General features: G+C 72.9%; 20 protein-coding genes and 1 tRNA gene. 14 read left to right on the top strand and 7 right to left on the bottom strand.

Annotation, left to right across the window (positions count from 1 at the left end):
• The first annotated feature begins 39 nt into the window (after positions 1–39).
• A complete protein-coding gene (pyk, locus tag ABRQ22_RS08290) occupies positions 40–1,470 on the top strand; it encodes a pyruvate kinase (protein ID WP_253049701.1) in 1,431 nt (476 codons plus the stop codon).
• 300 nt (positions 1,471–1,770) lie between these two features.
• A complete protein-coding gene (locus ABRQ22_RS08295) occupies positions 1,771–2,628 on the top strand; it encodes a nucleotidyltransferase domain-containing protein (RefSeq protein ID WP_353709195.1) in 858 nt (285 codons plus the stop codon).
• A gap of 9 nt (positions 2,629–2,637) precedes the next feature.
• Here ABRQ22_RS08295 and ABRQ22_RS08300 read toward each other — a convergent pair.
• Positions 2,638–2,711 (bottom strand) — tRNA-Leu (locus tag ABRQ22_RS08300).
• A gap of 191 nt (positions 2,712–2,902) precedes the next feature.
• Between ABRQ22_RS08300 and ABRQ22_RS08305 the strand changes: the two genes are divergently transcribed.
• Positions 2,903–3,523: a response regulator gene (locus ABRQ22_RS08305; protein ID WP_053370758.1), complete on the top strand. Its 621-nt coding sequence runs from the start codon at positions 2,903–2,905 to the stop codon at positions 3,521–3,523.
• Positions 3,524–3,759: 236 nt separating this feature from the next.
• A complete protein-coding gene (locus ABRQ22_RS08310) occupies positions 3,760–4,425 on the top strand; it encodes a GNAT family N-acetyltransferase (RefSeq protein WP_353709196.1) in 666 nt (221 codons plus the stop codon).
• A gap of 56 nt (positions 4,426–4,481) precedes the next feature.
• Here ABRQ22_RS08310 and ABRQ22_RS08315 read toward each other — a convergent pair whose 3' ends face one another.
• Positions 4,482–4,865, bottom strand: coding sequence for a hotdog fold thioesterase (locus ABRQ22_RS08315; RefSeq protein WP_353709525.1), 384 nt, complete (start codon positions 4,863–4,865; stop codon positions 4,482–4,484).
• 97 nt (positions 4,866–4,962) lie between these two features.
• Here ABRQ22_RS08315 and polA point away from each other — a divergent pair, with 97 nt between their 5' ends.
• The gene (gene polA, locus ABRQ22_RS08320) at positions 4,963–7,668 is read left to right on the top strand and encodes a DNA polymerase I (protein WP_353709197.1); all 2,706 of its coding nucleotides are present in this window, start codon (positions 4,963–4,965) and stop codon (positions 7,666–7,668) included.
• 10 nt (positions 7,669–7,678) lie between these two features.
• On the opposite strand, the gene ABRQ22_RS08325 is transcribed toward polA, so the two are convergent.
• Positions 7,679–8,539 carry a class I SAM-dependent methyltransferase gene (locus ABRQ22_RS08325; protein WP_353709198.1) on the bottom strand — a complete coding sequence of 287 codons (861 nt, stop codon included), beginning with the start codon at positions 8,537–8,539 and terminating at the stop codon, positions 7,679–7,681.
• 228 nt (positions 8,540–8,767) lie between these two features.
• On the opposite strand from ABRQ22_RS08325, the gene ABRQ22_RS08330 reads away from it, so the two are divergent.
• Both ABRQ22_RS08330 and rpsA read left to right on the top strand, forming a co-directional pair.
• Entirely contained in the window at positions 8,768–9,793 is a 1,026-nt protein-coding gene (locus ABRQ22_RS08330; protein WP_253049693.1) for an ATP-dependent 6-phosphofructokinase, read from the top strand.
• A gap of 212 nt (positions 9,794–10,005) precedes the next feature.
• Positions 10,006–11,487, top strand: a complete 1,482-nt coding sequence (gene rpsA / locus ABRQ22_RS08335; protein WP_253049691.1) for a 30S ribosomal protein S1 — start codon at positions 10,006–10,008, stop codon at positions 11,485–11,487.
• Between the two features lie 199 nt (positions 11,488–11,686).
• Here the strand turns inward: rpsA and ABRQ22_RS08340 are convergent, their stop codons facing one another.
• The gene (locus ABRQ22_RS08340) at positions 11,687–13,654 is read right to left on the bottom strand and encodes an ABC transporter ATP-binding protein (RefSeq protein ID WP_253049689.1); all 1,968 of its coding nucleotides are present in this window, start codon (positions 13,652–13,654) and stop codon (positions 11,687–11,689) included.
• Positions 13,655–13,816: 162 nt separating this feature from the next.
• Here ABRQ22_RS08340 and ABRQ22_RS08345 point away from each other — a divergent pair, with 162 nt between their 5' ends.
• The 3 genes from ABRQ22_RS08345 to ABRQ22_RS08355 all read left to right on the top strand — a co-directional run bounded on the left by ABRQ22_RS08345 (position 13,817) and on the right by ABRQ22_RS08355 (position 15,677).
• A complete protein-coding gene (locus ABRQ22_RS08345) occupies positions 13,817–14,359 on the top strand; it encodes a MarR family winged helix-turn-helix transcriptional regulator (RefSeq protein ID WP_353709199.1) in 543 nt (180 codons plus the stop codon).
• Positions 14,360–14,421: 62 nt separating this feature from the next.
• Positions 14,422–15,063 (top strand): dephospho-CoA kinase, encoded by a 642-nt coding sequence (gene coaE, locus ABRQ22_RS08350; protein WP_253049686.1) that lies wholly within the window; start codon positions 14,422–14,424, stop codon positions 15,061–15,063.
• A complete protein-coding gene (locus tag ABRQ22_RS08355) occupies positions 15,060–15,677 on the top strand; it encodes a pyroglutamyl-peptidase I (protein ID WP_353709200.1) in 618 nt (205 codons plus the stop codon). The genes coaE and ABRQ22_RS08355 overlap by 4 nt, the downstream gene beginning before the upstream one ends.
• A 74-nt stretch (positions 15,678–15,751) precedes the next feature.
• Here ABRQ22_RS08355 and ABRQ22_RS08360 read toward each other — a convergent pair whose 3' ends face one another.
• Positions 15,752–17,113 (bottom strand): choice-of-anchor A family protein, encoded by a 1,362-nt coding sequence (locus ABRQ22_RS08360; protein WP_353709201.1) that lies wholly within the window; start codon positions 17,111–17,113, stop codon positions 15,752–15,754.
• Between the two features lie 246 nt (positions 17,114–17,359).
• On the opposite strand from ABRQ22_RS08360, the gene uvrB reads away from it, so the two are divergent.
• From uvrB to ABRQ22_RS08380, 4 genes are all read left to right on the top strand, one after another.
• The gene (uvrB, locus tag ABRQ22_RS08365; protein WP_353709202.1) at positions 17,360–19,468 is read left to right on the top strand and encodes an excinuclease ABC subunit UvrB; all 2,109 of its coding nucleotides are present in this window, start codon (positions 17,360–17,362) and stop codon (positions 19,466–19,468) included.
• 314 nt (positions 19,469–19,782) lie between these two features.
• The gene (locus tag ABRQ22_RS08370) at positions 19,783–20,787 is read left to right on the top strand and encodes a TerC family protein (protein WP_353709203.1); all 1,005 of its coding nucleotides are present in this window, start codon (positions 19,783–19,785) and stop codon (positions 20,785–20,787) included.
• Positions 20,787–21,914 (top strand): TerC family protein, encoded by a 1,128-nt coding sequence (locus ABRQ22_RS08375; protein WP_353709204.1) that lies wholly within the window; start codon positions 20,787–20,789, stop codon positions 21,912–21,914. Before ABRQ22_RS08370 ends, ABRQ22_RS08375 begins: the two co-directional genes overlap by 1 nt.
• Positions 21,915–21,917: 3 nt before the next feature.
• On the top strand, positions 21,918–23,045 hold the full coding sequence (locus ABRQ22_RS08380) for a protein kinase family protein (RefSeq protein WP_353709205.1): 1,128 nt from the start codon (positions 21,918–21,920) through the stop codon (positions 23,043–23,045).
• A gap of 62 nt (positions 23,046–23,107) precedes the next feature.
• On the opposite strand, the gene ABRQ22_RS08385 is transcribed toward ABRQ22_RS08380, so the two are convergent.
• Both ABRQ22_RS08385 and ABRQ22_RS08390 read right to left on the bottom strand, forming a co-directional pair.
• The gene (locus ABRQ22_RS08385) at positions 23,108–23,407 is read right to left on the bottom strand and encodes a YciI family protein (protein WP_053370964.1); all 300 of its coding nucleotides are present in this window, start codon (positions 23,405–23,407) and stop codon (positions 23,108–23,110) included.
• A gap of 93 nt (positions 23,408–23,500) precedes the next feature.
• Entirely contained in the window at positions 23,501–24,208 is a 708-nt protein-coding gene (locus ABRQ22_RS08390; RefSeq protein WP_353709206.1) for an MBL fold metallo-hydrolase, read from the bottom strand.
• Between the last annotated feature and the right edge of the window lie 110 nt (positions 24,209–24,318).

Raw genomic sequence — 24,318 nt, forward strand, 5'->3', positions numbered from 1 at the left:
ACCGGCTCCCGGCCGGTCGGAAGACTAGAGGCTGGAGATATGCGCAGAGCAAAGATCGTCTGCACCATCGGACCCGCGACCGAGTCGAAGGAGCAGCTCCGCGCGCTCGTCGACGCCGGGATGGACGTGGCGCGGATCAACCGCAGCCACGGCAGCGCCGAGGAGCACGCGGCCGTCTACCACGGCGTGCGCGAGGCCGCCGCCGAGTCGGGCCGCTCCGTCGCGGTGCTCGTCGACCTCCAGGGGCCGAAGATCCGCCTGGGCCGCTTCGGCGGCGACGAGAAGCACTGGCTCGAGGAGGGTGACACCTTCACGATCACGACCGAGGACGTCGTCGGCACCAAGGAGCTCGTCTCCACGACGCACAAGGGCCTGCCGGGCGACGCGCGCGTCGGCGACCCGATCCTCATCGACGACGGCAAGGTGCTCGTCCGCGTCACCGCCGTCGAGGGCCCGCGCGTCGTGACGCGTGTCGAGGTCGCCGGCCCGGTGTCGAACAACAAGGGCCTGAACCTCCCGGGCGTCGCGGTCTCCGTGCCGGCGCTGTCCGAGAAGGACCAGGACGACCTGCGCTGGGCCCTCAAGCTCGGCGCGGACATCATCGCGCTGTCCTTCGTGCGGTCCGCGAAGGACTTCGAGGACGTCAAGCGGATCATGGACGAGGAGGGCCGCACGGTCCCCGTCGTCGCGAAGATCGAGAAGCCGCAGGCCGTCGAGAACCTCGCCGAGATCGTCGACGCGTTCGACGGCGTCATGGTCGCCCGCGGCGACCTCGCGGTCGAGCTCCCGCTGGAGCAGGTGCCGCTCGTCCAGAAGCGCATCGTCGAGCTCGCGCGTCGCAACGCCAAGCCCGTCATCGTCGCGACGCAGGTGCTCGAGTCCATGACGAACTCGCCGCGCCCGACGCGCGCCGAGGCGTCCGACTGCGCCAACGCCGTCCTCGACGGCGCCGACGCGGTCATGCTCTCGGGCGAGACCAGCGTGGGCGAGTACCCGATCCTCACGGTGCAGACCATGGCCCGCATCATCGAGGCGACGGAGGAGGCCGGCCGCGAGCGCATCGCGCCGCTCGGCTCGACCCCGCACACGCGCGGTGGCGCCATCACGCGCGCGGCTGCGGAGATCGGCGAGATCCTCGGCGCGAAGTACCTCGCGACGTTCACCCAGTCGGGCGACTCGGCGCGCCGCATGTCGCGCCTGCGCTCGTCGATCCCGCTGCTCGCCTTCACGCCGCGCGAGCACGTGCGCAACGTCCTGTCGCTCACATGGGGCACCCAGACCTACCAGGTGCCCGAGGTGGAGAACACCGACGCGATGGTCGACCAGGTCGACACGACCCTCCAGGCCAACGGCCTCGCCGAGGTCGGCGACCTCGTGGTCGTCGTCTCCGGCGCCCCCGTGGGCCAGCCGGGCACGACGAACTCGATCCTCGTGCACAAGATCGGCGACCACTCCGACACGCGCGCCTGACGCCGTCGCGCCCGTGAGGGCGTAGACCGCGCATGACGTCGCACGGCGGCGCCCCTCTCGTGGGGGCGCCGCCGTCCGGCGTTCCGGAGCCGGCCCGTGCGGTCGCCTTCGCGAGGCGCTCCGAGGAGGAGGGCGCGGGTCTACCATCCGGCCGCTCGTGCCTCGCGGCCTCCCGCCAGCCCCGCCACGACCCGCGCCCTCCTCCTCTCCGGCCCCGCTCCCCGGTGACGTCACCGTCCGACCCGGCACCGTGCCGGAAAGTGCACGACACGGGGTTCTCGGTACCCCTACCCTCGCGGGATGCGTGCCGTGCCGGACTCCCTGGACCCTGCGGTCGTGCGTCGGGTCGACGCGCGGCTGGACGCCGTCGTGCGCGACGAGCGGGTCGCGATACCGCTCGCGGTGGAGAGCGGGAGCCGTGCATGGGGGTTCCCGTCGCCGGACTCGGACCACGACTGCCGGTTCGTGTACGTCCGGTCGCAGGCGGACTACCTGGACCCGTGGCCGCGGCGCGACGTCGTCGAGACCCCGCTCGACGCGGTGCTTGACGTGAACGGGTGGGACCTGCTCAAGGCGGTCCGGCTGCTCGTACGGGGGAACGCGACCCTGCTGGAGTGGCTGCGCTCGCCGATCGTCTATCGCGCCGACGACGCGTTCCGGGCGGAGCTGCTCGCGCTCGCGGAGCACGTCGTCGACCGCGACGCGCTGCGGCGCCACTACCTGCACGTGGCGCTGGGTCAGCGCGACCGATGGTGGTCGGTGCCCGCGGTGCCGTACAAGAAGGTCTTCTACGTCGTGCGCCCGGCGGCGACGCTGCGGTGGCTGCGCGTGCGCCCCGACGACGCCGTACCGCCCATGGATCTGGTGACGCTGCTCACGGAGGGGGAGGCCTCGGGGGACGTGGTGCGCGCCGCGGCGGAGCTCGTCGCGCTCAAGGCGGTGTCGCGCGAGATGGGTGCCGGCGCCGTCCCGAGACCACTGGGGTGGTTCGTCGACGACGAGCTGGCGCGCGCGTCGGAGGCGGTGGAGCCCGGCGCGGAACGGACGGGTGCTCGGACGCGCGCGGCGGAGGCGTTCCGCTCGATGGTCGTCCGGTACGGTCCGGAGCCGTCGGCGTGGGGGACGGGCCGCCGGCTCGCGCCGGGTGCGGCGCGGTGACAGGGGAGGTGCCCCGGGTGGGATTCGAACCCACACTGGATCGGGTTTGAGCCGAACGCCTCTGCCGGTTGGGCTACCGGGGCGGTGCGCGTCGGAGCCGGTCGCCGGGTCCGTTGCGCGTGCACCATCGAACCACACGTGCGCGCCTTCACGAGAATCACACTCCTCCGAGGGCGAAACGCGGGGGCGGCAGGGGGTGCGGCGCACTACAGTGAACCCCGTGAGTGACCAGACAGCGCAGCCCGAGGACAAGCAGCCGCTCGACCTGCCCCCGATGATCGAGCCCGAGCCCGCCGCGACCCCCGCCCCGTCGGGCCGTCCCGCGCGCCGCGCGGTCGTCGCCGAGGACGAGGCCCTGATCCGTCTCGATGTGGTCGAGACGCTGCGCGACGCCGGTTTCGACGTCGTCGGCGAGGCGGGCGACGGCGCCACGGCGGTCAAGCTGGCTCTCGAGCTCAAGCCCGACGTCGTCGTCATGGACGTGAAGATGCCCGAGCTCGACGGCATCTCCGCCGCGGAGCAGATCGGCAAGGCGCACGCCGCGCCGGTCGTCCTGCTCACGGCGTTCTCGCAGGCGGAGCTCGTCGAGCGGGCGCGCGACGCGGGGGCCATGGCCTACGTCGTCAAGCCGTTCACGCCGGCGGACCTGCTGCCCGCGGTCGAGATCGCGATCTCGCGCTACTCGCAGATCACGGCGCTCGAGTCCGAGGTCGCGGACCTGGCGGAGCGCTTCGAGACGCGCAAGCGCGTGGACCGTGCCAAGGGTCTGCTCATGACCAAGATGGGTCTGTCGGAGCCGGAGTCGTTCCGCTGGATCCAGAAGACGTCGATGGACCGGCGCCTCACCATGCGCGAGGTCGCGGACGCCGTCATCGAGCAGGTCGGCGGCGCCTGAGCCCGCGTCGGCGACCGATCGGCCGTGGCCGGTGTCCTGAGCAGGACCTTTGTCACGGCGCCCCGGGCGGGCTATCGTCTTGGACTGGCGTCCAGTAGTTCCCGGGGCGGTGGACACGCGGTCGCCACGTAGTGCTCAGTCGACGGCCGACGGCGCCGTCCGAGCGACGTGGAACCATCTCACCCCCCACGTCCCTCGGTGCCGTCGGTCCCACGGTGCGAACGAGGAGGAGCGCGGTGCGCCCAGCAGTGGAGGTCAGGCCCGCGGTCGGTGACGACCTGCCGGGGATCGCTGTGCTGTGCTCGGAGGCCCGGCGCGAGTCGGCGTCCGGGGCGCAGATCTGCGCGCCCGACGAGGACCGCCTGGTCCGGCACCTGTCGGTGCTGCTCACGCTCCCGGGCGGCAACGTCCTCGTCGCCCTGCACGACGGCCGCCCCGTCGGGTTCGTGCTGGCGCGCGTGCTCGACCCGCACCTGTTCGCCGACGAGCCGAGCCTGTACGTCGAGGCCGTCTACGTCGGCGAGGACTCCCGCCGACGCGGCGTGGGTCACGCGCTGCTCAGCGCGACGGCGGACCTCGCTGCCGGCGCCGGTGCGACGCACGTCTACTCGGTCCCGATCCCCGGATCGCGCGGCGTCCAGCGCTTCCTCGCGCGGCTCGGCTTCGGCCCGGTCGCGGGCCACCGCGTCGTGTCGACCGCGGTGCTCCAGCGTCGCCTCGCGGCCGACCTCACGCCCACCCGCCGGGGCACCCGTTCCCTCGAGGACCTCATCGCGCGCCGTCGTCGTGCCCGGACCGAGACGATGTCCGGACCGGTCGACCTGCGCGAGTTCCAGGCGGAGTACCGCAACCGCGGCGGCGTCGTGACGCCGGTCGAGGCCCGCGAGACCCTGCCCGGCTGAGCCGGGCGGCCGTCCGCGGGCAGAGCCCGCCCGGGACGGCCGGCGCGGCGTCGCCGTCAGTCCCGGCCGAGGATCATGCACGTGAGGCGGGCCGTGCACACACGACGTCCCTCGTCGTCGGACACCACGATCTCGTAGCTCGCCGTCGTACGGCCCCGGTGCACCGCGACGGCCTCCCCGTGGACCCAGCCGTCGCGCACCCCCCGGTGGTGGGTGGCGTTGACCTCGATCCCCACCGCGGCGCGCCCGGGCCCACCGTGGAGCTGCGCGGCGATCGACCCGAGCGTCTCGGCGAGCACGACCGACGCGCCCCCGTGCAGCAGGCCCGCGGGCTGGGTGTTGCCCGCGACGGGCATGCGCGCGGTGACCCGGTCGGCGCTCACGACCTCCAGCTCGATGCCCATGCGCTCGATGAGCGTGCCCGCGGTGCGCAGGCCCATGGCCTCGTAGGCGTGGCGCGGGGCCGCGGGCGCGCCGGTCGCGGCGGCCGCGGGCGCGGCGGGGTCGGTGGTCCGGTCGGGGCCGTGCGTGTCGGTCATGGACTGTAGGTTGGCACCCGTGACGACCTCCGCGCGACCTCGCCTCCTGCTCATCGACGGACACTCCATGGCCTACCGCGCGTTCTTCGCGCTCCCGGCGGAGAACTTCTCGACGACCACGGGACAGCACACGAACGCGGTGTACGGCTTCACGTCGATGCTCATCAACCTCCTGCGGGACGAGGAGCCGACGCACGTCGCCGTCGCGTTCGACGCGGGGCGCCAGTCGTTCCGCACGGAGATCCTCCCGAGCTACAAGGGCACGCGCGAGTCGTCGCCCGAGCCGTTCCGCGGTCAGGTCCCGCTCATCAAGGAGATTCTCGAGACGCTGCACATCCCGACGCTCGAGCGCGAGGGCTACGAGGCGGACGACATCTTCGCGACGCTCGCCACGCAGGGCGCGGACGCCGGGATGGAGGTCCTCGTCTGCTCCGGCGACCGTGACTCGTTCCAGCTCGTGGGTCCCGACGTCACGGTGCTCTACCCGAAGAAGGGCGTCTCGGAGCTCGCGCGGATGGACAGCGCCGCCGTCGTCGAGAAGTACGGCGTGCCGCCCGAGCGCTACCCGGACCTCGCCGCGCTCGTGGGCGAGACGTCCGACAACCTGCCGGGCATCCCCGGCGTCGGGCCCAAGACGGCCGCCAAGTGGATCACGGCGTACGGCGACCTCGACGGCCTGCTCGACCACGCGGACGAGATCAAGGGCAAGGCGGGGGAGAACCTCCGTGCGCACCTCGACCAGGTCCGCCTCAACCGACGGCTCAACGCGCTCCTGCGCGACCTCGAGCTCCCCGTCGGCCCCGACGACCTCGTGACGCGTCCCTGGGACCGCGAGGCCGCGCACCGCGTCCTCGACGCGCTCGAGTTCCGGGCCCTGCGCGACCGGCTCTTCGCGATCGCGCCCGAGGGCGAGGTCGAGACGGAGGCGGGGTTCGACGTCAAGCTCGCCGACGTCCTGCCCGGGGGGCTCGGCGCGTGGCTCGCCGAGCACGGTGACCGGCGCCTCGGGGTCGAGGTGGCCGGCAAGGCGGTGCCCGGCGGCGGGGACGCCTGGGCGGTCGCGGTGTCCGACGACGCCGGGGCGGCCGTGGCGCTCGAGCTCGCCGACGTCGCGGGGGCCGACGACGAGGCGCTGGCCGCGTGGCTCGCCGACCCGGCGCGGCCCAAGGCCGTGCACGGCGCGAAGTCCGCGTGGCACGAGCTCGCGGCGCGCGGCTACGACCTCGCGGGCGTCACGTTCGACACCGAGCTCGCCGCCTACCTGTGCCATCCGGACCAGCGCGGCTACGACCTCGGCGACCTCGTCGTGCGCCACCTGCACCGCGAGCTGCGCCCCGACACCGAGGCGGGCAACGACGCCCAGGGCGCGCTCGACCTCTCGCTCGACGGGAACGGCGAGCAGGAGCGCGACGCCGTCCGCGCGCTCGCCGTCGCCCAGCTCGGCGACGCTCTCGCGGGCGAGCTCGAGGACCGCGGGGCCACGACGCTCCTCACCGACCTCGAGCTGCCGCTCTCCCAGGTGCTCGCGCGCATGGAGCAGCGCGGCATCGCCGCGGACGTCGACTACCTGCGCGAGCTCGAGCAGCACTTCGGCGACCTCGTCGCGACCGCCGCGTCGGAGGCGTACGCCGTCATCGGGCGCGAGGTGAACCTCGGCTCGCCCAAGCAGCTGCAGGAGGTGCTGTTCGACCAGCTCGGGATGCCCAAGACGAAGAAGATCAAGACGGGCTACACGACCGACGCGTCGGCGCTCGCGGACCTCTTCGTCAAGACGCAGCACCCGTTCCTCGAGCACCTGCTCTCGCACCGTGACGCCTCGCGCCTGCGCCAGACCGTGGAGGGCCTGCTCAAGTCCGTCGCGGACGACGGACGGATCCACACGACGTTCCAGCAGACCATCGCGGCGACCGGGCGCCTCAGCTCGACCGACCCGAACCTCCAGAACATCCCGATCCGGACGGAGGCGGGCCGTCGCATCCGGCGCGCGTTCGTCGTCGGGGAGGGCTACGAGACGCTCATGACGGCCGACTACAGCCAGATCGAGATGCGCATCATGGCGCACCTGTCGGGTGACGAGGGGCTCATCGAGGCGTTCCGGTCCGGCGAGGACCTGCACTCCTACGTCGGGTCGCGCGTGTTCGAGGTCCCGGCGGCCGAGGTCACGCCCGCGATGCGCTCGAAGATCAAGGCGATGTCCTACGGCCTGGCGTACGGGCTGTCGGCGTTCGGGCTGTCGCAGCAGCTCACCATCGAGGTGGGCGAGGCGCAGAAGCTCATGGACGACTACTTCGAGCGCTTCGGCGGCGTGCGCGACTACCTCACGGGCGTCGTCGACGAGGCGCGCGCGACGGGGTACACGGCGACCATCCTCGGCCGCCGTCGATACCTGCCCGACCTCACGAGCGACAACCGGCAGCGGCGCCAGATGGCGGAGCGCATGGCCCTCAACGCGCCCATCCAGGGGAGCGCGGCCGACATCATCAAGGTCGCGATGCTGGGCGTCCAGCGCGCGATCGACGAGCGCGGACTGCGCTCGCGGCTGCTCCTGCAGGTGCACGACGAGCTCGTGGTCGAGGTCGCCCCGGGCGAGCGCGACGCCGTCGAGGAGCTGCTGCGCACGCAGATGGGCGCGGCGGCGGACCTCGACGTGCCGCTCGACGTCTCGGTCGGTGTCGGCGCGACGTGGCACGAGGCGGGACACTGACCCGGCCGGGTCAGCCCGGGAGGCGCGTGCGGAAGATCGCCGTCCCGGGCAGGTAGGCACCGCGCACCGGTCCCCAGCCGCCCCACACCTCGGTGTTGTCGGTGGGCCACTCGGGCTCGACGACGTCGCGCAGCTCCAGCCCGGCGGCGACCACCTCGCGCACTTGGTCGCCCAGCGTGCGGTGGTACTCGGCGTAGACGACACGGCCGGCGGCGTCCGTCTCGACGTAGGGACGGCGGTCGAAGTACGAGCGGTTCGCGGTCAGCCCGTGCGCGCTCGGGTCGTCGGGGAACGCCCAGCGTGAGGGGTGCGTGACGGAGAACGTCCAGGTGCCGCCCGGTCGGAGCACCCGGGCGACCTCGCGGTGGATCGCGTCGGCGTCGGGGACGAACGGGATCGCGCCGAACGACGTGAACGCGGCGTCGAAGCTCCCGTCGGCGAACGGCAGGCGGCGCGCGTCGGCCTGGACGGCGGGCACGCGGATCCCCGTCGCCCGGTCGAGCGCCGCACCCGCGGCGAGCATGCCCCGGGAGACGTCCGTGGCGACCGCCTGCGCGCCCTGGGCGACGAGCCAGCGCGAGCACTGTGCCGCACCGGCCCCGACCTCGAGGACGCGGAGGCCGGTCACCTCGCCGAGCAGGCGCGCGTCGCGCTCCCGCAGTCCCTCCGGGCACCAGCAGAAGTCCGCCGCGCCGAGGAACGCCCCGTGCTCGTCGAGATACTCGGCGGCGTTCGCGTCCCACCACCCGCGCCCGGCGCGGCCACCCTCGGCGGCGGGCACGTCCCGGTAGCCGGCGTCCGCCGTCGGGCCGGGCGGGGCGACGTCCGGGACCGGGACCTGCGGCGGCACGGGGGCGGGGGTCTGGCTCATGCGGCCCATTGTCCCGGGCACCACCGGCCCCGGGCACCGCAGGGCGCCGCACGGCCCGGACGCGCGGGACCTTGGTCGTCGGCGTGCCCGAGGACCGGGACGGGCCGTGACCCGGGCCGCGGGGTTGACTAGGGTTGAGCGTGACGCGGTGCCGCGGAGGTCGGCACCTCCGTCGACGCCGGGCACGCGCGCGAGGACGCGCGACGGGACGACGAGACGGAGGAACAGGTGCGCATCGGACTTCTCACCGGCGGAGGCGACTGCCCCGGCCTGAACGCGGCGATCCGGGCCGTGGTCAAGCAGGGGACGGGGGAGTACGGGCACACCATCATCGGCTTCCGCAACGGGTGGCGCGGTGTGGTCGACGGCGACGTGCACCCGCTGGGGCGCCAGGACATCCGCAACGTGCTGCCGGTCGGCGGGACGCTGCTGGGCACCGCGCGGTTCCACCCGCGCGAGGAGGACGGCAGCATGGACGCCGTGCTCGCGACGGTCGAGGCCGAGCACCTCGACGCCCTGATCTGCATCGGCGGCGACGGCACGCTGCACGCGGCGAGCCGGGTCGCGGAGGCGGGCGTCAAGATCGTCGCGATCCCCAAGACGATCGACAACGACGTCGAGGGGACGGACCTGTCGATCGGCTTCCACACGGCGGTGAACATCGCGACCGAGGCCCTCGACCGGGTGCACACGACGGCGGAGAGCCACAACCGCGTCATGGTCGTCGAGGTCATGGGCCGCCACGCCGGCTGGATCGCCGTCAACGCGGGCATCGCGGGCGGTGCCGAGGTGGTCCTCGCCCCCGAGGAGCCCTTCGACATCGACCAGCTCGTGAAGTTCCTGCGGCACCGGCACCGGGCGCACGCGAACTTCTCGATCGTCGTCGTCGCGGAGGGCGCGGTCCCGCGCGAGGGGTCGTCGATGGAGTTCACGCAGCAGCTCGGCCGCTTCGGCGAGATCGTCGCGGGGTCGATCGGCGAGCGCGTGAGCGCGGAGATCGCGGAGCGCACGGGGTTCGACACGCGGCTCACGGTGCTCGGGCACGTGCAACGCGGCGGGGAGCCGACGCCGACCGACCGCATCCTCGGGAGCCGGTTCGGGGTCGCGGCCGTCGACGCGGTGAGCGCGGGGACGTCGGGCGTGATGACGGCGCTGCGGGGCGAGCGCGTCGAGCTCGTGTCGCTGGCCGAGGTCGCGGGCCGGCCCAAGCGTGTCCCGGAGGAGCTGCTGCGCGTCGCGCGCGTGCTCGCGTGAGCGCCCCGGGTGCGACCGGGCGGGGGCGGTGCCGCGCACCGGCGTCGCGTTGACCGCCGGGGTGACACCCGGATAAGGTGGACGGCGGTGCGTTGCGCCTGCCTTCGTCCCGGACCACGACGCCCACCATGACGTCACCGGGTCAGCGGCAGCGGCGCGCCGAGAACCCTACCCGCTCGACTACACCTGTCCGCATCGGAGCATCGAACTCAATGACCATCTCTACCCCCGCGAAGTCCGCACCCCAGGTTGCCGTCAACGACATCGGCACCGAGGAGGACTTCCTCGCCGCCGTTGACGCGACCATCAAGTACTTCAACGACGGCGACATCGTCGAAGGCACGATCGTCAAGGTGGACCGCGACGAGGTCCTCCTCGACATCGGCTACAAGACCGAGGGCGTCATCCCCTCCCGCGAGCTGTCCATCAAGCACGACGTGGACCCCGGTGAGGTCGTCAACGTCGGCGACGCGGTCGAGGCCCTCGTCCTCCAGAAGGAGGACAAGGAAGGCCGTCTGATCCTGTCCAAGAAGCGCGCCCAGTACGAGCGCGCCTGGGGCACGATCGAGAAGATCAAGGAGGAGGACGGCGTCGTCACCGGCACCGTCATCGAGGTCGTCAAGGGTGGTCTCATCCTCGACATCGGCCTCCGTGGCTTCCTCCCGGCCTCCCTGGTGGAGATGCGTCGCGTCCGCGACCTCCAGCCGTACGTCGGCAAGGAGATCGAGGCGAAGATCATCGAGCTCGACAAGAACCGCAACAACGTCGTCCTCTCGCGCCGCGCCTGGCTCGAGCAGACGCAGTCCGAGGTCCGCTCCACCTTCCTGCAGACGCTGCAGAAGGGCCAGGTGCGCCCCGGTGTCGTCTCCTCGATCGTCAACTTCGGTGCGTTCGTGGACCTCGGCGGCGTCGACGGCCTCGTGCACGTCTCCGAGCTGTCCTGGAAGCACATCGACCACCCGTCCGAGGTCGTCGAGGTCGGCCAGGAGGTCACGGTCGAGGTCCTGGACGTCGACTTCGACCGCGAGCGCGTCTCGCTGTCGCTGAAGGCGACGCAGGAGGACCCGTGGCAGACGTTCGCCCGGACCCACGCGATCGGTCAGGTCGTCCCGGGCAAGGTCACCAAGCTCGTCCCGTTCGGTGCGTTCGTGCGCGTCGAGGACGGCATCGAGGGCCTCGTGCACATCTCGGAGCTGGCCGTGCGCCACGTCGAGCTGCCGGAGCAGGTCGTCAACGTCGGTGACGAGGTCTTCGTCAAGGTCATCGACATCGACCTCGAGCGCCGCCGCATCTCGCTGTCGCTCAAGCAGGCCAACGAGGGCGTGGACCCGGAGTCGGACGACTTCGACCCCGCGCTCTACGGCATGGCCGCCGAGTACGACGAGCAGGGGAACTACAAGTACCCCGAGGGCTTCGACCCGGAGACCAACGAGTGGCTCGAGGGCTTCGAGGCGCAGCGCGAGGCCTGGGAGGCGGAGTACGCCAAGGCGCACGAGCGCTGGGAGGCGCACCGCAAGCAGGTCGCCGAGGCCGTCAAGGCCGACTTCGACGCCGCGTCGGGCGACTCGGGCTCCTCGAGCTCGTCGTCCTCGAGCAGCACGTCCTACTCGTCGGCCCCGGCCGCCGAGGCCACGGGCACGCTCGCGTCGGACGAGGCGCTCGCCGCGCTCCGCGAGAAGCTCACGGGCAACTGACCCGGCCGGCGGCCCCGCGCGGGACGCCACGCTGAGCAGACGAAGGCCCGCCACCCCTCGGGGTGGCGGGCCTTCGTCGTGCCCGGCACGTGCCCTGGCGCTCACAGCGCCGACCAGGTGGTCCTGGTCCGTCAGCGGCCGCGGACGAGCCGGGACCGCCTGGTCGACGGGCCGGGACCACCTGCTCGGCGGTCGGCCGTCAGGCGGTCGCCGTCGCCGGCTCGGGGGCCGTGGCAGCGGCCAGGACTGTGCTCGGTTCGCTGCCCGACGGCGCGGGTGAGTCGGCGAACTGCGTCCGGTAGAGCGCGGCGTAGCGGCCGCCGCGCGCGAGGAGCTCGGCGTGCGTGCCCGTCTCGACGACGCGGCCGGCGTCGAGGACGACGATGAGGTCGGCCTCCCGGACGGTCGAGAGCCGGTGCGCGATGACGAGCGACGTGCGCCCGCGCAGCGCCTCGGCGAGGGCCGCCTGGACCGCGGCCTCGGAGTCCGAGTCGAGGTGCGCCGTCGCCTCGTCGAGGACGACGAGCTGCGGGGCCTTGAGGAACACCCGGGCGATCGCGAGCCGCTGCCGCTCGCCGCCGGACATCCGGTAGCCGCGGTCGCCGACGACGGTGTCCATGCCGGACGGCAGGGCGGCGACGACGTCCCACACGTGCGCGCGGCGCAGCGCGGACTCGAGCTCGGCGTCCGTCGCGTCCGGCTTGGCGTACCGGAGGTTCTCGGCGATCGAGTCGTGGAAGAGGTGCGCCTCCTGCGTGACCACGCCGACGGCGTCGTGCAGGCTCTCCTGCGTGACGTCGCGCAGGTCGCGCCCGGCGATCCGCACGTGCCCGGAGGTCGGGTCGTACATGCGCGTGACGAGCTGCGACACGGTCGTCTTGCCTGCGCCGGACGAGCCGACGAGAGCGACCATCGCCCCCGCGGGGACCGAGAAGGTGACGTCGCGCAGGGTGTCGGTCGTGGGGTCGGTCCCCTCGACGGCGACGGACTCGAGCGAGGCGAGGGAGACCTCCGACGCGCTGGGGTAGCGGAACGTCACGCCGTCGAGCTCGAGGCTCGCCCCGTGCCGCTCGACGTCGTCGGCGAGGTCGTCGGCATCGGGTGCGTCGGTGACGGTGGGCTCGAGGTCGAGCACCTCGAGCACGCGCTCGAAGCTCACGAGCGCGGTCATGACGTCGACCTGGACGTTGGACATCGCGGTGAGCGGGCCGTAGAGGCGCCCGAGGTAGGCGGTGAGCGCGACGACGGTGCCGACCGTCAGCGTGCCCGAGATCGCCATGACGCCGCCGAGCCCGTAGACGATGGCGACGGCGACCGACGCGACGACGGTGAGGCCGACGCGGAAGACCGTGCCGTACATGGCCTGCTTCACGCCGATGTCACGGACGCGGCCGGCCTGGGCGGCGAACCGGGACGACTCGCGGGCCGGGTCGCCGAAGACCTTGACGAGGTGGGCGCCCGCGACGTTGAACCGCTCGTTCATGGTCTGCGCGGCCTCGGCGTTGAGCTCGTAGCTCTCGCGCGTGATCGCGGCGAGGCGCTTGCCGACCCAGCGGGCCGGGAGCACGAACGCGGGCAGCAGGGTCAGGGCGAGGAGCGTGAGCTGCCAGGACATGGAGAGCATCGCGGCGAGGACGAACACGACGGTGAGGAGGTTCGAGAAGACGTTCGAGAGCGTCGACGTGAACGCCTGCTGCGCGCCGAGGACGTCGCCGTTGAGGCGCTGCACGAGCGCACCGGTCCGGGTGCGGCTGAAGAAGGCGAGCGGCATGCGCTGCACGTGGTCGAAGACGGCCGTGCGCAGGTCGACGATGAGGCCCTCGCCGATGCGCGAGGAGAACCAGCGCTGGGCGACCCCGAGCGCGCCCGAGAGCACCGCCAGCCCGGCGGCGACGAGCGAGAGCGCGACGACGACGCCGACGTCGCCTGCCGTGATGCCGTCGTCGATGATGCGCTGGAACAGCAGCGGCGTGGCCGCGCCCGCCGCGGCGTCGACCGAGATGAGCACGAGGAACGCCGCGAGCTGGCGCCGGTAGGGCCGGGCGAACGTGAGGACGCGTCGGATCGTGCCGCGGTGCAGCCGACGGGACGCGACGGAGGAGTCCTGGCGGAACGAGCGCATGCCGCGCCCGCCGCCGGAGCCGGGGAGGGGTGAGGGGAAAGACATGGGGCCTCCTGGGTGGGGGAGGGGCGGCGCGGTCGTCCGCGGCGGCATGGTCGTCCGCGGCGGCGGGCGCGGTCGTGCGACCGCTCGCGCGACAGCGGTAGTGAGTTTAACTCACAATGAGTGTGCTCCACAAGACCCCGTCCGCCGGGTACGCTCGGCCTCGTGACGAGCGATGCGAGCGCGCGCCCCGCACGGGGCGCGGTGGGCGGCCCGATCTCCACGGACGAGGCGGGCGAGTTCCTCTCGCTCCTGCACGCGGCGCTCCGGAGCGTGCGCCGTGAGGCGAGCGAGCGCGCCGAGCCCGCCGGGACGACCCCCGGCCAGTACCGGATGCTGCGCTTCCTCGCCCGCTGCGACGAGCCCTGTCGGCTCGGCGCGGTCGCGTCCGCGCTGGACGTCGCGCCCCGGTCGGTGACGTCCAAGGTGGACGACGCCGAACGGGCCGGGCTCGTCCGGCGCACCCCCGACCCGCACGACCGGAGGGCGACGCTCGTCGCGCTCACCCCGCGGGGGCGGGAGGTCGTCGCGCAGGTGGGAGCGGAGCGGTCGTCGAGCGCCGGGACGCTCCTCGCGCGCCTCGACGCCGCCGAGCGCGCCGAGCTCCTGCGGCTCCTGCGCGCCGTCGCGGGCGAGCGACCGGACGGTGCGCACGTCGGCGACCGACCGGAGGTCGGCTCGGGCGAGCAGTCGGGCGCGCACGGCTGAGCCGCTCCGCGTGGTCGACCGTCCCGGCGCGAGGACGCCCACCGGCTGGCAGGATGGGGCGCATGTTTCGCATCGGCCTGACCGGAGGAATCGCGGCGGGGAAGTCCGTCGCGCTCGCACGCTTCGCCGAGCTCGGCGCCGTCGTCGTGGACTACGACGCGCTCTCGCGCGACGCGGTGGCGCCCGGGACGGTCGGCCTCGACGAGGTCGTCGAGGCGTTCGGGCCGGACGTCCTGGACGACGACGGCGCGCTCGACCGGGCCGCGCTCGGTCGGGTCGTGTTCGGCGACGCCGCCGCGCGCGAGCGTCTCAACGCGATCGTCCACCCGGAGGTGCGTCGGCTCGCGGCCGAGCGCGAGGCGGCCGCCGGTGCGGCCGACCCCCGGGCCGTCGTCGTGCACGACATCCCGCTCCTCGTCGAGACGGGCGACCCCGCCCGGTTCCACTGCGTCGTGGTCGTGCACACGCCCGTGGACGTGCGGGTGAGCCGGCTCGTCGAGGGACGCGGGCTGACCGAGGACGAGGCCCTCGCCCGCGTCGCCGCCCAGGCCGACGACGCGTCGCGCCTCGCCGCGGCGGACGTGACCCTCGACGGGTCCGGCTCCCCGGAGGCGCTGCGCGTGCAGGTCGACGAGCTCTGGGCGCGCGTGCGCGCGGAGGTCGACGCCGAGGTCCAGGCCGAGATCGAGGAGCACGAGGCGTGACGGTCGTCGTCAGCGGGTTCGAGCCGTTCGACGGTGCCGTCGAGAACCCGTCGTGGGAGACCGCGGCGCGGCTCGCCGAGCGCGGGGAGGCGCTCGTCGGCGACCGGGTCGTCGCCGTCCGGCTCCCCGTGACGTTCGCCGGGGCGTGGCCGGTGCTCGACGCCGCGATCCGCGAGCACGACCCCGAGGTCGTCGTGGCGCTCGGCCTGGCGGGAGGTGCGTCGGGCGTGCGCCTCGAACGGGTCGCGGTCAACGTGCGCGACGCCCGGATCCCCGACAACGCGGGCGCGCAGCCCGTCGACCTGCCCGTCGCCGAGGGCGGGCCGGTCGGGTACTGGTCGACGCTCCCGCTCAAGGCGTCGCTCGCGGCGATCCGCGCGACGGGTGTTCCGGTGGCGGTGTCGAGCACCGCGGGGACCTATGTGTGCAACGACGTCTTCTACGCCCTCATGCATCACTGGGGTGCCGGGCCGGGTCGGCGCGCCGGCTTCGTCCACGTCCCCGGGGCCGACGTCGTCCCGATCGCGGACCAGGTCGCGGCCGTGGCCGCCGTCGTGCGGCACGCGCTCCTCGGTAGTCCCGAGCCGGCCCTCGCGGCCGGTTCGGAGAGCTGAGCCGAGCGCGGGGACGCCGAGGGCCCGGCAGGTCTCGCCTGCCGGGCCCTCGGTGCGTGCTCGTGGTCGAGGCGTCAGCTCGTCGCGCGCCGTCGTGCCACGACGAGGATCGTCGCGCCCCCGGCGAGCAGCAGCGCAGCGACGACGGCCAGCACGACGACCGACGCGCCCGTCGTGGCGAGGCCGCTCTCGGGCGTGTCGTCGCCCTTCTCGGCGGACGCAGGGGTCGCGTCCGGGCTGGCGGCCGGGGTCTCGGCGGCCGGGGTCGCCTCCACCGTGGGCTCGCCCGGCTCCTCGGTGGACGGGGTCTCCTCGGTCGTCGGCGGCGTGGTCACGCCCTCGCCGGGGTTCGGGCCTTCCGGCGACGGCTCGGGCTCGGGCTCCTCGACGAACGGCGTCGACTCGCACGGACCGGCGAACGGGTAGTTGTGGTGCTCGATCCCGGCGCCACCGGTGTAGGAGACGGCGCCGTTCGACAGGATGCGCCCGTTGGTCGAGGTCGCCAGCGTGAGGGTCGCGTCCGTGCGCGGGACGACGATCGTTCCGGGGAACTGGTCGTTCGTGCCGAGCGTCACCCGGGTCGCGTCCGGGAAGCTCCACAGGAAGTGCGCCGACAGGTGCTGGGCGGTCTGGTAGACGCGCACGCCGCCGTACTCGACGTGCTGCAGCCGCGACACGTCCACGGAGGTGCCGGTGACGGTGAGGAGCACCGGACCGGTCCCGGTGACGTACAGCGTGGTGAGAGTGGATGCCTGGTCGGCCGTGAGCGTGTACCGCGCTCCGGCCTCGACCGTCAGCACCCCGCCCTCGGGCGCGGCGGCGACGGCGCCGTCGGCGGCGTCGGCCGCGATGCCCGTGACGAGCCCGGGGAGCGCGACGTAGGGACGCAGCGCAACGTCGCGGCCCACGCCCTGCGTGACCGTGCCCGGACGGCCGGGCGCGTTGCGGCTCTCGGTGCTCGGGGTCGCGCCGGTGATCTTCCCGCCGACGACGACGTTGCCACCGCTCGAGGCGTGGAAGCCGACCTGGGTGTTCGTCGCGGTCGCGAGGTCGCCGCCGACGACGAGCATGTCGGTCCCGCCGGCCGGGGTGATCGCCGAGCCGCCGCCCCCTGCGGTCCCGACGTTGAGGCTCCCGGCTCCGGAGAGGTCGGCGTCCCCGCCCACGACGACGCGGCCCTCGAGCTCGGTCGCGGTCGTGACGGTGAGCCCGCCGCCCGCCCAGATACCGACGCCCGCGTCCTCCACGGCGGTGAGCTCGTAGACGTCGACCGGTCGCGTGGACGGGTCCGCGGTGCAGACGTCGTCGGCGGTGACCTCCGGCGTGGTGGCCAGCGGCGCGGCGGTCGCCGGCGCGGCGAGGCCGACGGTCGTCAGGGCGAGGGCGGTGAGTGCGAGCAGGGGGATTCCGCGGGGGCGCGCGGGGTGAAGGCGCATGGTGTCGGCTCCAGGTCGAGGGTTCGCTAGCGGCGCTGACTTACTGCGCACGGACTCCGCCGCCCGTGGTCCGTGCTGTCGTGCTGCTCCACGGGCGTCGGGGAGCGCGGCAGGGTCGAGGCGACCCTAGAGGTTGCGAATGACACCTTCCAAATTACGTCGGGGTGATTTCCCGGAACGACTCCTCCAGGGGCGCCGACCGTGCACGGAGGGGTCCGTGTGGGTGGGTCGACGTACCGTGGAGGCATGCGTCCCGTGACCGATCTCCAGCGTGCGACCACCCCGTTCGAGGTCATCTCCGAGTACCAGCCGTCGGGCGACCAGCCCACGGCGATCGCTGACCTCGCGCAGCGTATCCGCGCGGGGGAGAAGGACGTCGTGCTCCTCGGCGCCACCGGCACGGGCAAGTCGGCGACGACGGCGTGGCTCATCGAGGAGCTGCAGCGCCCGACGCTGGTCATGGCGCCGAACAAGACGCTCGCCGCGCAGCTCGCGACGGAGTTCCGGGAGCTGCTGCCGCACAACGCGGTCGAGTACTTCGTCTCGTACTACGACTACTACCAGCCCGAGGCGTACATCGCGCAGACGGACACCTACATCGAGAAGGACTCGTCCATCAACGACGAGGTCGAGCGGCTGCGGCACTCCGCCACGAGCTCCCTGCTCACTCGGCGCGACGTCGTCGTGGTCGCCTCCGTGTCGTGCATCTACGGTCTCGGCACGCCGCAGGAGTACGTCGACCGGATGGTCCGGCTCGACGTCGGCATGCAGGTCGAGCGCGACGACCTGCTGCGGCAGTTCGTGACGATGCAGTACACGCGAAACGACATGGCGTTCACGCGCGGCACGTTCCGGGTGCGCGGTGACACGGTCGAGATCATCCCGGTGTACGAGGAGCTCGCGGTCCGCATCGAGTTCTTCGGCGACGAGATCGAGAGCATCCAGACCCTGCACCCGCTCACGGGCGACGTGATCCGGTCCGAGCCGAGCATCCACGTGTTCCCGGCCACGCACTACGTCGCCGGGCCGGAGCGCATGGAGCGCGCGATCTCCTCGATCGAGGCCGAGCTCGCCGAGCGGCTCGACGAGCTCGAGCGGCAGAACAAGCTGCTCGAGGCACAGCGGCTGCGCATGCGTACCACCTACGACATCGAGATGATGCGCCAGATCGGCACCGCGTCCGGGATCGAGAACTACTCGCGGCACATCGACGGCCGCGAGGCAGGGTCGGCGCCGAACACGCTGCTCGACTACTTCCCGGAGGACTTCCTCCTCGTCATCGACGAGTCGCACGTGACCGTGCCGCAGATCGGCGCGATGTTCGAGGGCGACATGTCGCGCAAGCGCAGCCTCGTCGACCACGGGTTCCGGCTGCCGAGCGCGATGGACAACCGGCCGCTGCGCTGGGAGGAGTTCGTCGAGCGCATCGGCCAGACCGTGTACCTGTCGGCGACGCCCGGCGACTACGAGCTCTCGATGGCCGACGGCGTCGTCGAGCAGATCATCCGGCCGACCGGCCTGGTCGACCCGGAGGTGCTCGTCAAGCCCACCACGGGGCAGATCGACGACCTGCTGCACGAGATCCGCGAGCGGGTCGAGCGGAACGAGCGCGTCCTCGTCACGACGCTCACCAAGAAGATGGCGGAAGACCTCACGGACTACCTGCTCGAGAAGGACGTGCGGGTCCGGTACCTGCACTCGGAGGTCGACACGCTGCGGCGCGTGGAGCTCCTGCGCGAGCTGCGCCTCGGCGAGTACGACGTCCTCGTCGGCATCAACCTGCTGCGCGAGGGCCTCGACCTGCCCGAGGTGTCGCTCGTCGCGATCCTCGACGCCGACAAGGAGGGCTTCCTGCGGTCGCCCAAGTCCCTCATCCAGACGATCGGCCGCGCGGCCCGCAACGTCTCGGGCCAGGTGCACATGTACGCGGACAAGATCACGCCGGCGATGGCGGCGGCGATCGAGGAGACCGAGCGGCGCCGCGAGCGGCAGATCGCGTACAACACGGAGAACGGGGTCGATCCGACGCCGCTGCGCAAGCGGATCTCCGACGTGACGGACATGCTCGCGCGCGAGGACGTCGACACGGCCGAGCTGCTCGCGGGCGGGTACCGACAGCCGGGCAAGGGCGCGAAGGGCAGGGCGCCGGTGCCGGGAGCGCCCAAGGAGGGCGCGTCGTCGGGCAACCGGCTCGCCGGCGCGGCGGCGAGCGACCTCGCCGAGCTCATCCAGGAGCTCAGCGACCAGATGCACGCGGCCGCGGGCGAGCTGCAGTTCGAGCTCGCCGCCCGGCTGCGCGACGAGATCTCGGGGCTCAAGAAGGAGCTGCGGCAGATGCAGGCCGCGACGGCCTGACGCGGAGGCCCGGACCGTCGTCGGGCGAGCTCTGTCTCCAGCGACCTGCCCGGGACCGAGCGGTCGGCCGGGGACGAGGAACATCTCGCCCGCGCGTCAGGTTGTCCCGTGCAGAGGGGCGATGGCCTATGCTGGCTCCTCGTTGAAGGGGAGTATTCCTCCGCGGTGATGTCGTCATCACGGCCGGCGCAGTCGTCGGCCCGGTGTCACCGGTCCCACTACCACCAGCCCGCGTCCCGTGCGGGTGCGGGTGGCGGTGCGTGGCGGAAGAGACCTTCGGTACACAGTGCTCCCCACGTACCGGAGGAATCTTCATGGATGTGCCCGTCTGGGTCTGGCTCGTCACCGTCGGCGTGATCCTCGCGATGCTCGCCGTCGACTACGTGGGGCACGTGCGCACGCCCCACGCCCCGAGCCTGCGCGAGGCCACGTGGTGGTCCGCGGGCTACGTCGCCGTCGCGGTGGCCTTCGGCGGCATCGTCTGGGCCGTCTGGGGTTCGACGTACGGCGGCGAGTACTTCGCCGGCTACATCACCGAGAAGAGCCTGTCCGTCGACAACCTCTTCGTGTTCGTCCTCATCATGACGAGCTTCCGCGTCCCGCGGCTCTACCAGCAGAAGGTGCTGCTCATCGGCATCACGATCGCGCTGGTCCTGCGGACGATCTTCATCTTCCTCGGCGCGGCCCTCATCGAGAACTTCAGCTGGGTCTTCTACGTCTTCGGCGCGTTCCTGCTGTACACCGCGTGGACGCAGGTCAAGGCCGGCACCGGCCACGACGAGGAGTTCCACGAGAACGGCGCGCTGCGGCTGACCCGCCGCCTGTTCCCGACGACGGAGACGTACGTCGAGGACAAGATGACGACGAGGATCGACGGGAAGCGCTACATCACCCCGATGCTCATCGTGATGATCGCGATCGGCAGCGCGGACCTGCTCTTCGCGGTCGACTCGATCCCCGCGATCTTCGGCCTCACGCAGGAGACCTTCCTCGTGTTCGCCGCCAACGCGTTCTCGCTGCTCGGCCTGCGCCAGCTCTACTTCCTCATCGACGGCCTCCTCGACCGCCTCGTCTACCTCGCGTACGGCCTCGCGGCGATCCTCGGCTTCATCGGCGTCAAGCTGCTCATCCACGCGCTGCACAAGAACGAGGTGCCGTTCATCAACGGCGGTGAGCACATCACCGCCGTCCCGGAGATCTCGACGGCGCTGTCGCTCGGGTTCATCGTCGTCGTGCTCACGATCACCACGGTCGCGAGCCTCGCCAAGGACCGCGCCGACCGTCGGCGCTCCATCGAGAGCTCGGAGGGCTCACGCTGATGGTTCACGAGCTTCCCGTCTGGTTCGAGTGGGCGTCGCTCTCGGCGCTCGCGGTGCTGCTCCTCGTCGACCTGTTCGTCGTGGGGCGCCGCCCGCACGTCCCCTCGATGCGCGAGAGCGCGCTGTGGGTCGGCTTCTACGTCGCGCTCGCCCTCGTCTTCGGGGCGATCGTGGGCGCGGTCGGCGGGGCGGCACCGGCCGGGGAGTTCTACGCGGGCTGGCTCACGGAGTACAGCCTCTCCGTGGACAACCTCTTCGTGTTCGTCATCATCATGGCGAGGTTCGCGGTCCCGCGGGACCAGCAGCAGCGCGTGCTGATGGTCGGCATCATCGTCGCGCTCGTCCTGCGCGGGGCGTTCATCCTCGCGGGTGCGGCGATCATCGCCCAGTTCGTGTGGGTGTTCTACCTGTTCGGCGCGTTCCTCATCTACACGGCCGTCAAGCTCGTGGCCGGCGGGGACGAGCCCGAGGAGTACCACGAGAACCGCGCCGTCCGGGCCCTGCGGCGGGTCCTGCCGCTGGGCACGCAGTACGACGGCGGCCGGCTGCGCACGGTCGAGGACGGCAAGCGGGTCTTCACGCCGCTGGTCATCGTGTTCCTCGCGATCGGCAGCACCGACCTGCTCTTCGCGTTCGACTCGATCCCCGCGATCTTCGGGCTCACCCAGGACCCGTTCATCGTCTTCACGACGAACGTCTTCGCGCTGATGGGCCTGCGCCAGCTCTACTTCCTCCTGGGCGGCCTGCTCGAGCGCCTCGTCTACCTGCCGATCGGTCTGGCGGTGATCCTCGGGTTCATCGGCGTGAAGCTGATCCTCGAGGCGCTGCACGAGAACACGCTGCCGTTCATCAACGGCGGGGAGCACCTCGACGCCGTCCCGACGGTCCCGATCTGGCTGTCGCTGGTCGTGATCATCGGCGCGCTCGCCGTCACGACGGTCGCGAGCCTCCTGCGCACGCGGGCGCTGCACGCCCAGGACGACTCCGAGGTGGCCGCGACGAGCGGCGCTGCCGCTGTCGTGGAGGACGCGGTCCAGGAGCCCGAGGGCGAGTCGGTGGACGGGGGCGCGCCGGTCGGCGAGACACCGCCGTGGGGCACGGGCCCGCAGGACGGCACCGGGCGATAGCGCGTGCCCGACGAGCCGCGGAGCGAGACGGTGCCGGCCCGGACCGACGGGTCCCGCGCTGCCCGCCTGGCCCGGCACGCGGCGGTCAGCACGGCGCTGTCGCTGCACAGCGACCGCCGGCTCCGCGAGCTCGTGGACGCCGCCCCGCGGGTCGGTGCGGGCATCGGCGGCGAGACGTCGTCGCTCGACGTCGACGGCATTCCGGTGTTCGTCAAGCGGGTGCGCCTGAGCGACCTCGAGCGCCGGGCGGACAACGTCCGCTCCACGGCGAACCTGTTCGACCTCCCCACCTTCTGCCACTACGGGGTCGGCACCATCGGCGCCCCGGGCTTCGGTGCCTGGCGGGAGCTGGCCGTGCACGTCATGACGACGGGCTGGGTGAACGCCGGGGAGCACGAGGGCTTTCCCCTGATGCATCACTGGCGAGTGCTGCCCGACGGGGGCCGGCCCCTGCCCGACGAGCTGGCCGACGTCGATCGCGCCGTCGAGTACTGGGGCGGCGGCACGGCGGTGCGCCGCCGGATCGAGGCCCTGCGGGACTCCTCGGCGAGCATCGTGCTGTTCCTGGAACACGTCCCGCAGACGCTGCACGACTGGCTCGGCGTCCAGGTCGGGGCCGGCGGCGAGACCGCCGAGCGGGCCTGTGCGCTCGTGGAGGACGGGCTGCGCGACGGGATCGCGTTCATGAGGTCACGTGGCCTGCTGCACTTCGACGCGCACTTCGAGAACGTCCTGACCGACGGCGAGCGGCTCTACTTCGCCGACTTCGGCCTCGCCATCTCCTCGGGTTTCGACCTCTCGCCCGAGGAGGTCGACTTCGTCGCCGCGCACCAGGACTACGACGACTGCTACGGCGTCACGCACCTGGTGAGCTGGCTGGCCGTCGCCCTGTTCGGGTGCGGGCCCGAGGAGCGCCGTGCGCTGGTGCGCTCCTGGGCTCAGGGCAGCCCGCCGACCGACGTCTCGGCGGGGGTCGCCGCGACGCTGGTACGACACGCCCCGGTCGCGGCGGTGGTGGGGGACTTCTACCGCGCGTTCCAGCGGGAGAGCCGTGCGACGCCGTACCCCTGGGAGGCGGTCGACCGGCTCGGTCGCGCCGACCGCGGGCCCGGCCGGGCCGGCGCTCGGTAGACCGACCCCGAAGACGGCTCGCCGTCGCGCAGGCGGGATCGCTCCGGGCGGGCCGTGCCTCGTCAGGCGCGGTCGGCCCAGTCGCCGATGACCGGGGCCCACGGGCGCACCGTGCGTTCGGCGACGAGGCCGGCGCGTCCGAACGGGTCCTCGTCGAGGACCGCGGCGACGGCGTCGGGTGTCTCTCCGTCGAGGACGAGCAGCGCCCCGGCGGGAGCTCCCTCGTGCGCGGGCAGCGGGCCGGACGCCAGGAGCGTGCCCCGGGCGTAGAGGTCGCCCAGGAAGGCGCGGTGCTCCGGACGCAGGGCGTCGAGCTCGGGGGCGCGGTCGGCGTAGACGTAGGTGACGGCGTGGATCGGCATGCCGTGAGTGAACCAGACCCGCCCGACGGCGCGCGGTCGGGGTCCGCGCCTCGGTCGTCACCGCGGTGGCGACCCGGGCTGGTCAGCCCTCCGCTACCAGCCGCGCTCGCGCCACTCGTCGAGGTGCGGTCGCTCGGCGCCGAGGGTCGTGTCCGCGCCGTGGCCGGGGTAGACCCACGTCGCGTCGTCGTACCGGTCGAAGACGCGCTCCGTGACGTCCGCGAGGAGCCGCTCGAAGCGCGCGGGGTCGTGCCCCGTGCTCCCGACCCCGCCCGGGAACAGCGAGTCGCCCGTGAACAGGTGCACCCGGCCCGCGACGGCCTCCGGCGCGCGCACCTCGGCGGGCTCGCGATAGGCGAGCGCGACCGACCCCGGCGTGTGGCCCCGCAGCGCGACGACCTCGAGCACGACGTCCCCGGCGCGGACGAGGTCCCCGTGGCGGAGGCGCCGCACCACGTGCACGTCGGCGGCCTCCGCGACGGCGTCGGCGTCGGGACCACCGACGGCCGTCGTCGCCCCCGTGACGGCGACGATCGACGCGAGGGCGCGCAGGTGGTCCGGGTGGCGGTGCGTCGTGACGACGACGTCGAGGCGCGCGGTCGGCGACCCCTCGCGGACGAGCGCGAGGACGTCGTCGGGCGCGTCGGCCGCGTCGATCAGGACCTGGGCGCCCGTGCGCCGGCACGTGAGGAGGTAGACGTCGTTCGCGAGCGGCCCGACGGCGAGCTTGCGGATCTCGACCTCGTCGAGACGGCGCACGTCGGCGGGCCCGCCCACCACAACCTGTCCCGTGTACGTCATGCGGTCAGTCTGCCTCGCCCGCCGGGCGCGGGCGGGCCACGGTGAGCGTCCGTCGGAGGACGCGCGAAGGTGACGTCGAACACCTGTGCGAATGTGGGTGGTCGGTCGTA

The sequence above is a fragment of the Cellulosimicrobium sp. ES-005 genome (genome assembly GCF_040448685.1).
Classification (GTDB): Bacteria; Actinomycetota; Actinomycetes; order Actinomycetales; family Cellulomonadaceae; genus Cellulosimicrobium; species Cellulosimicrobium cellulans_G.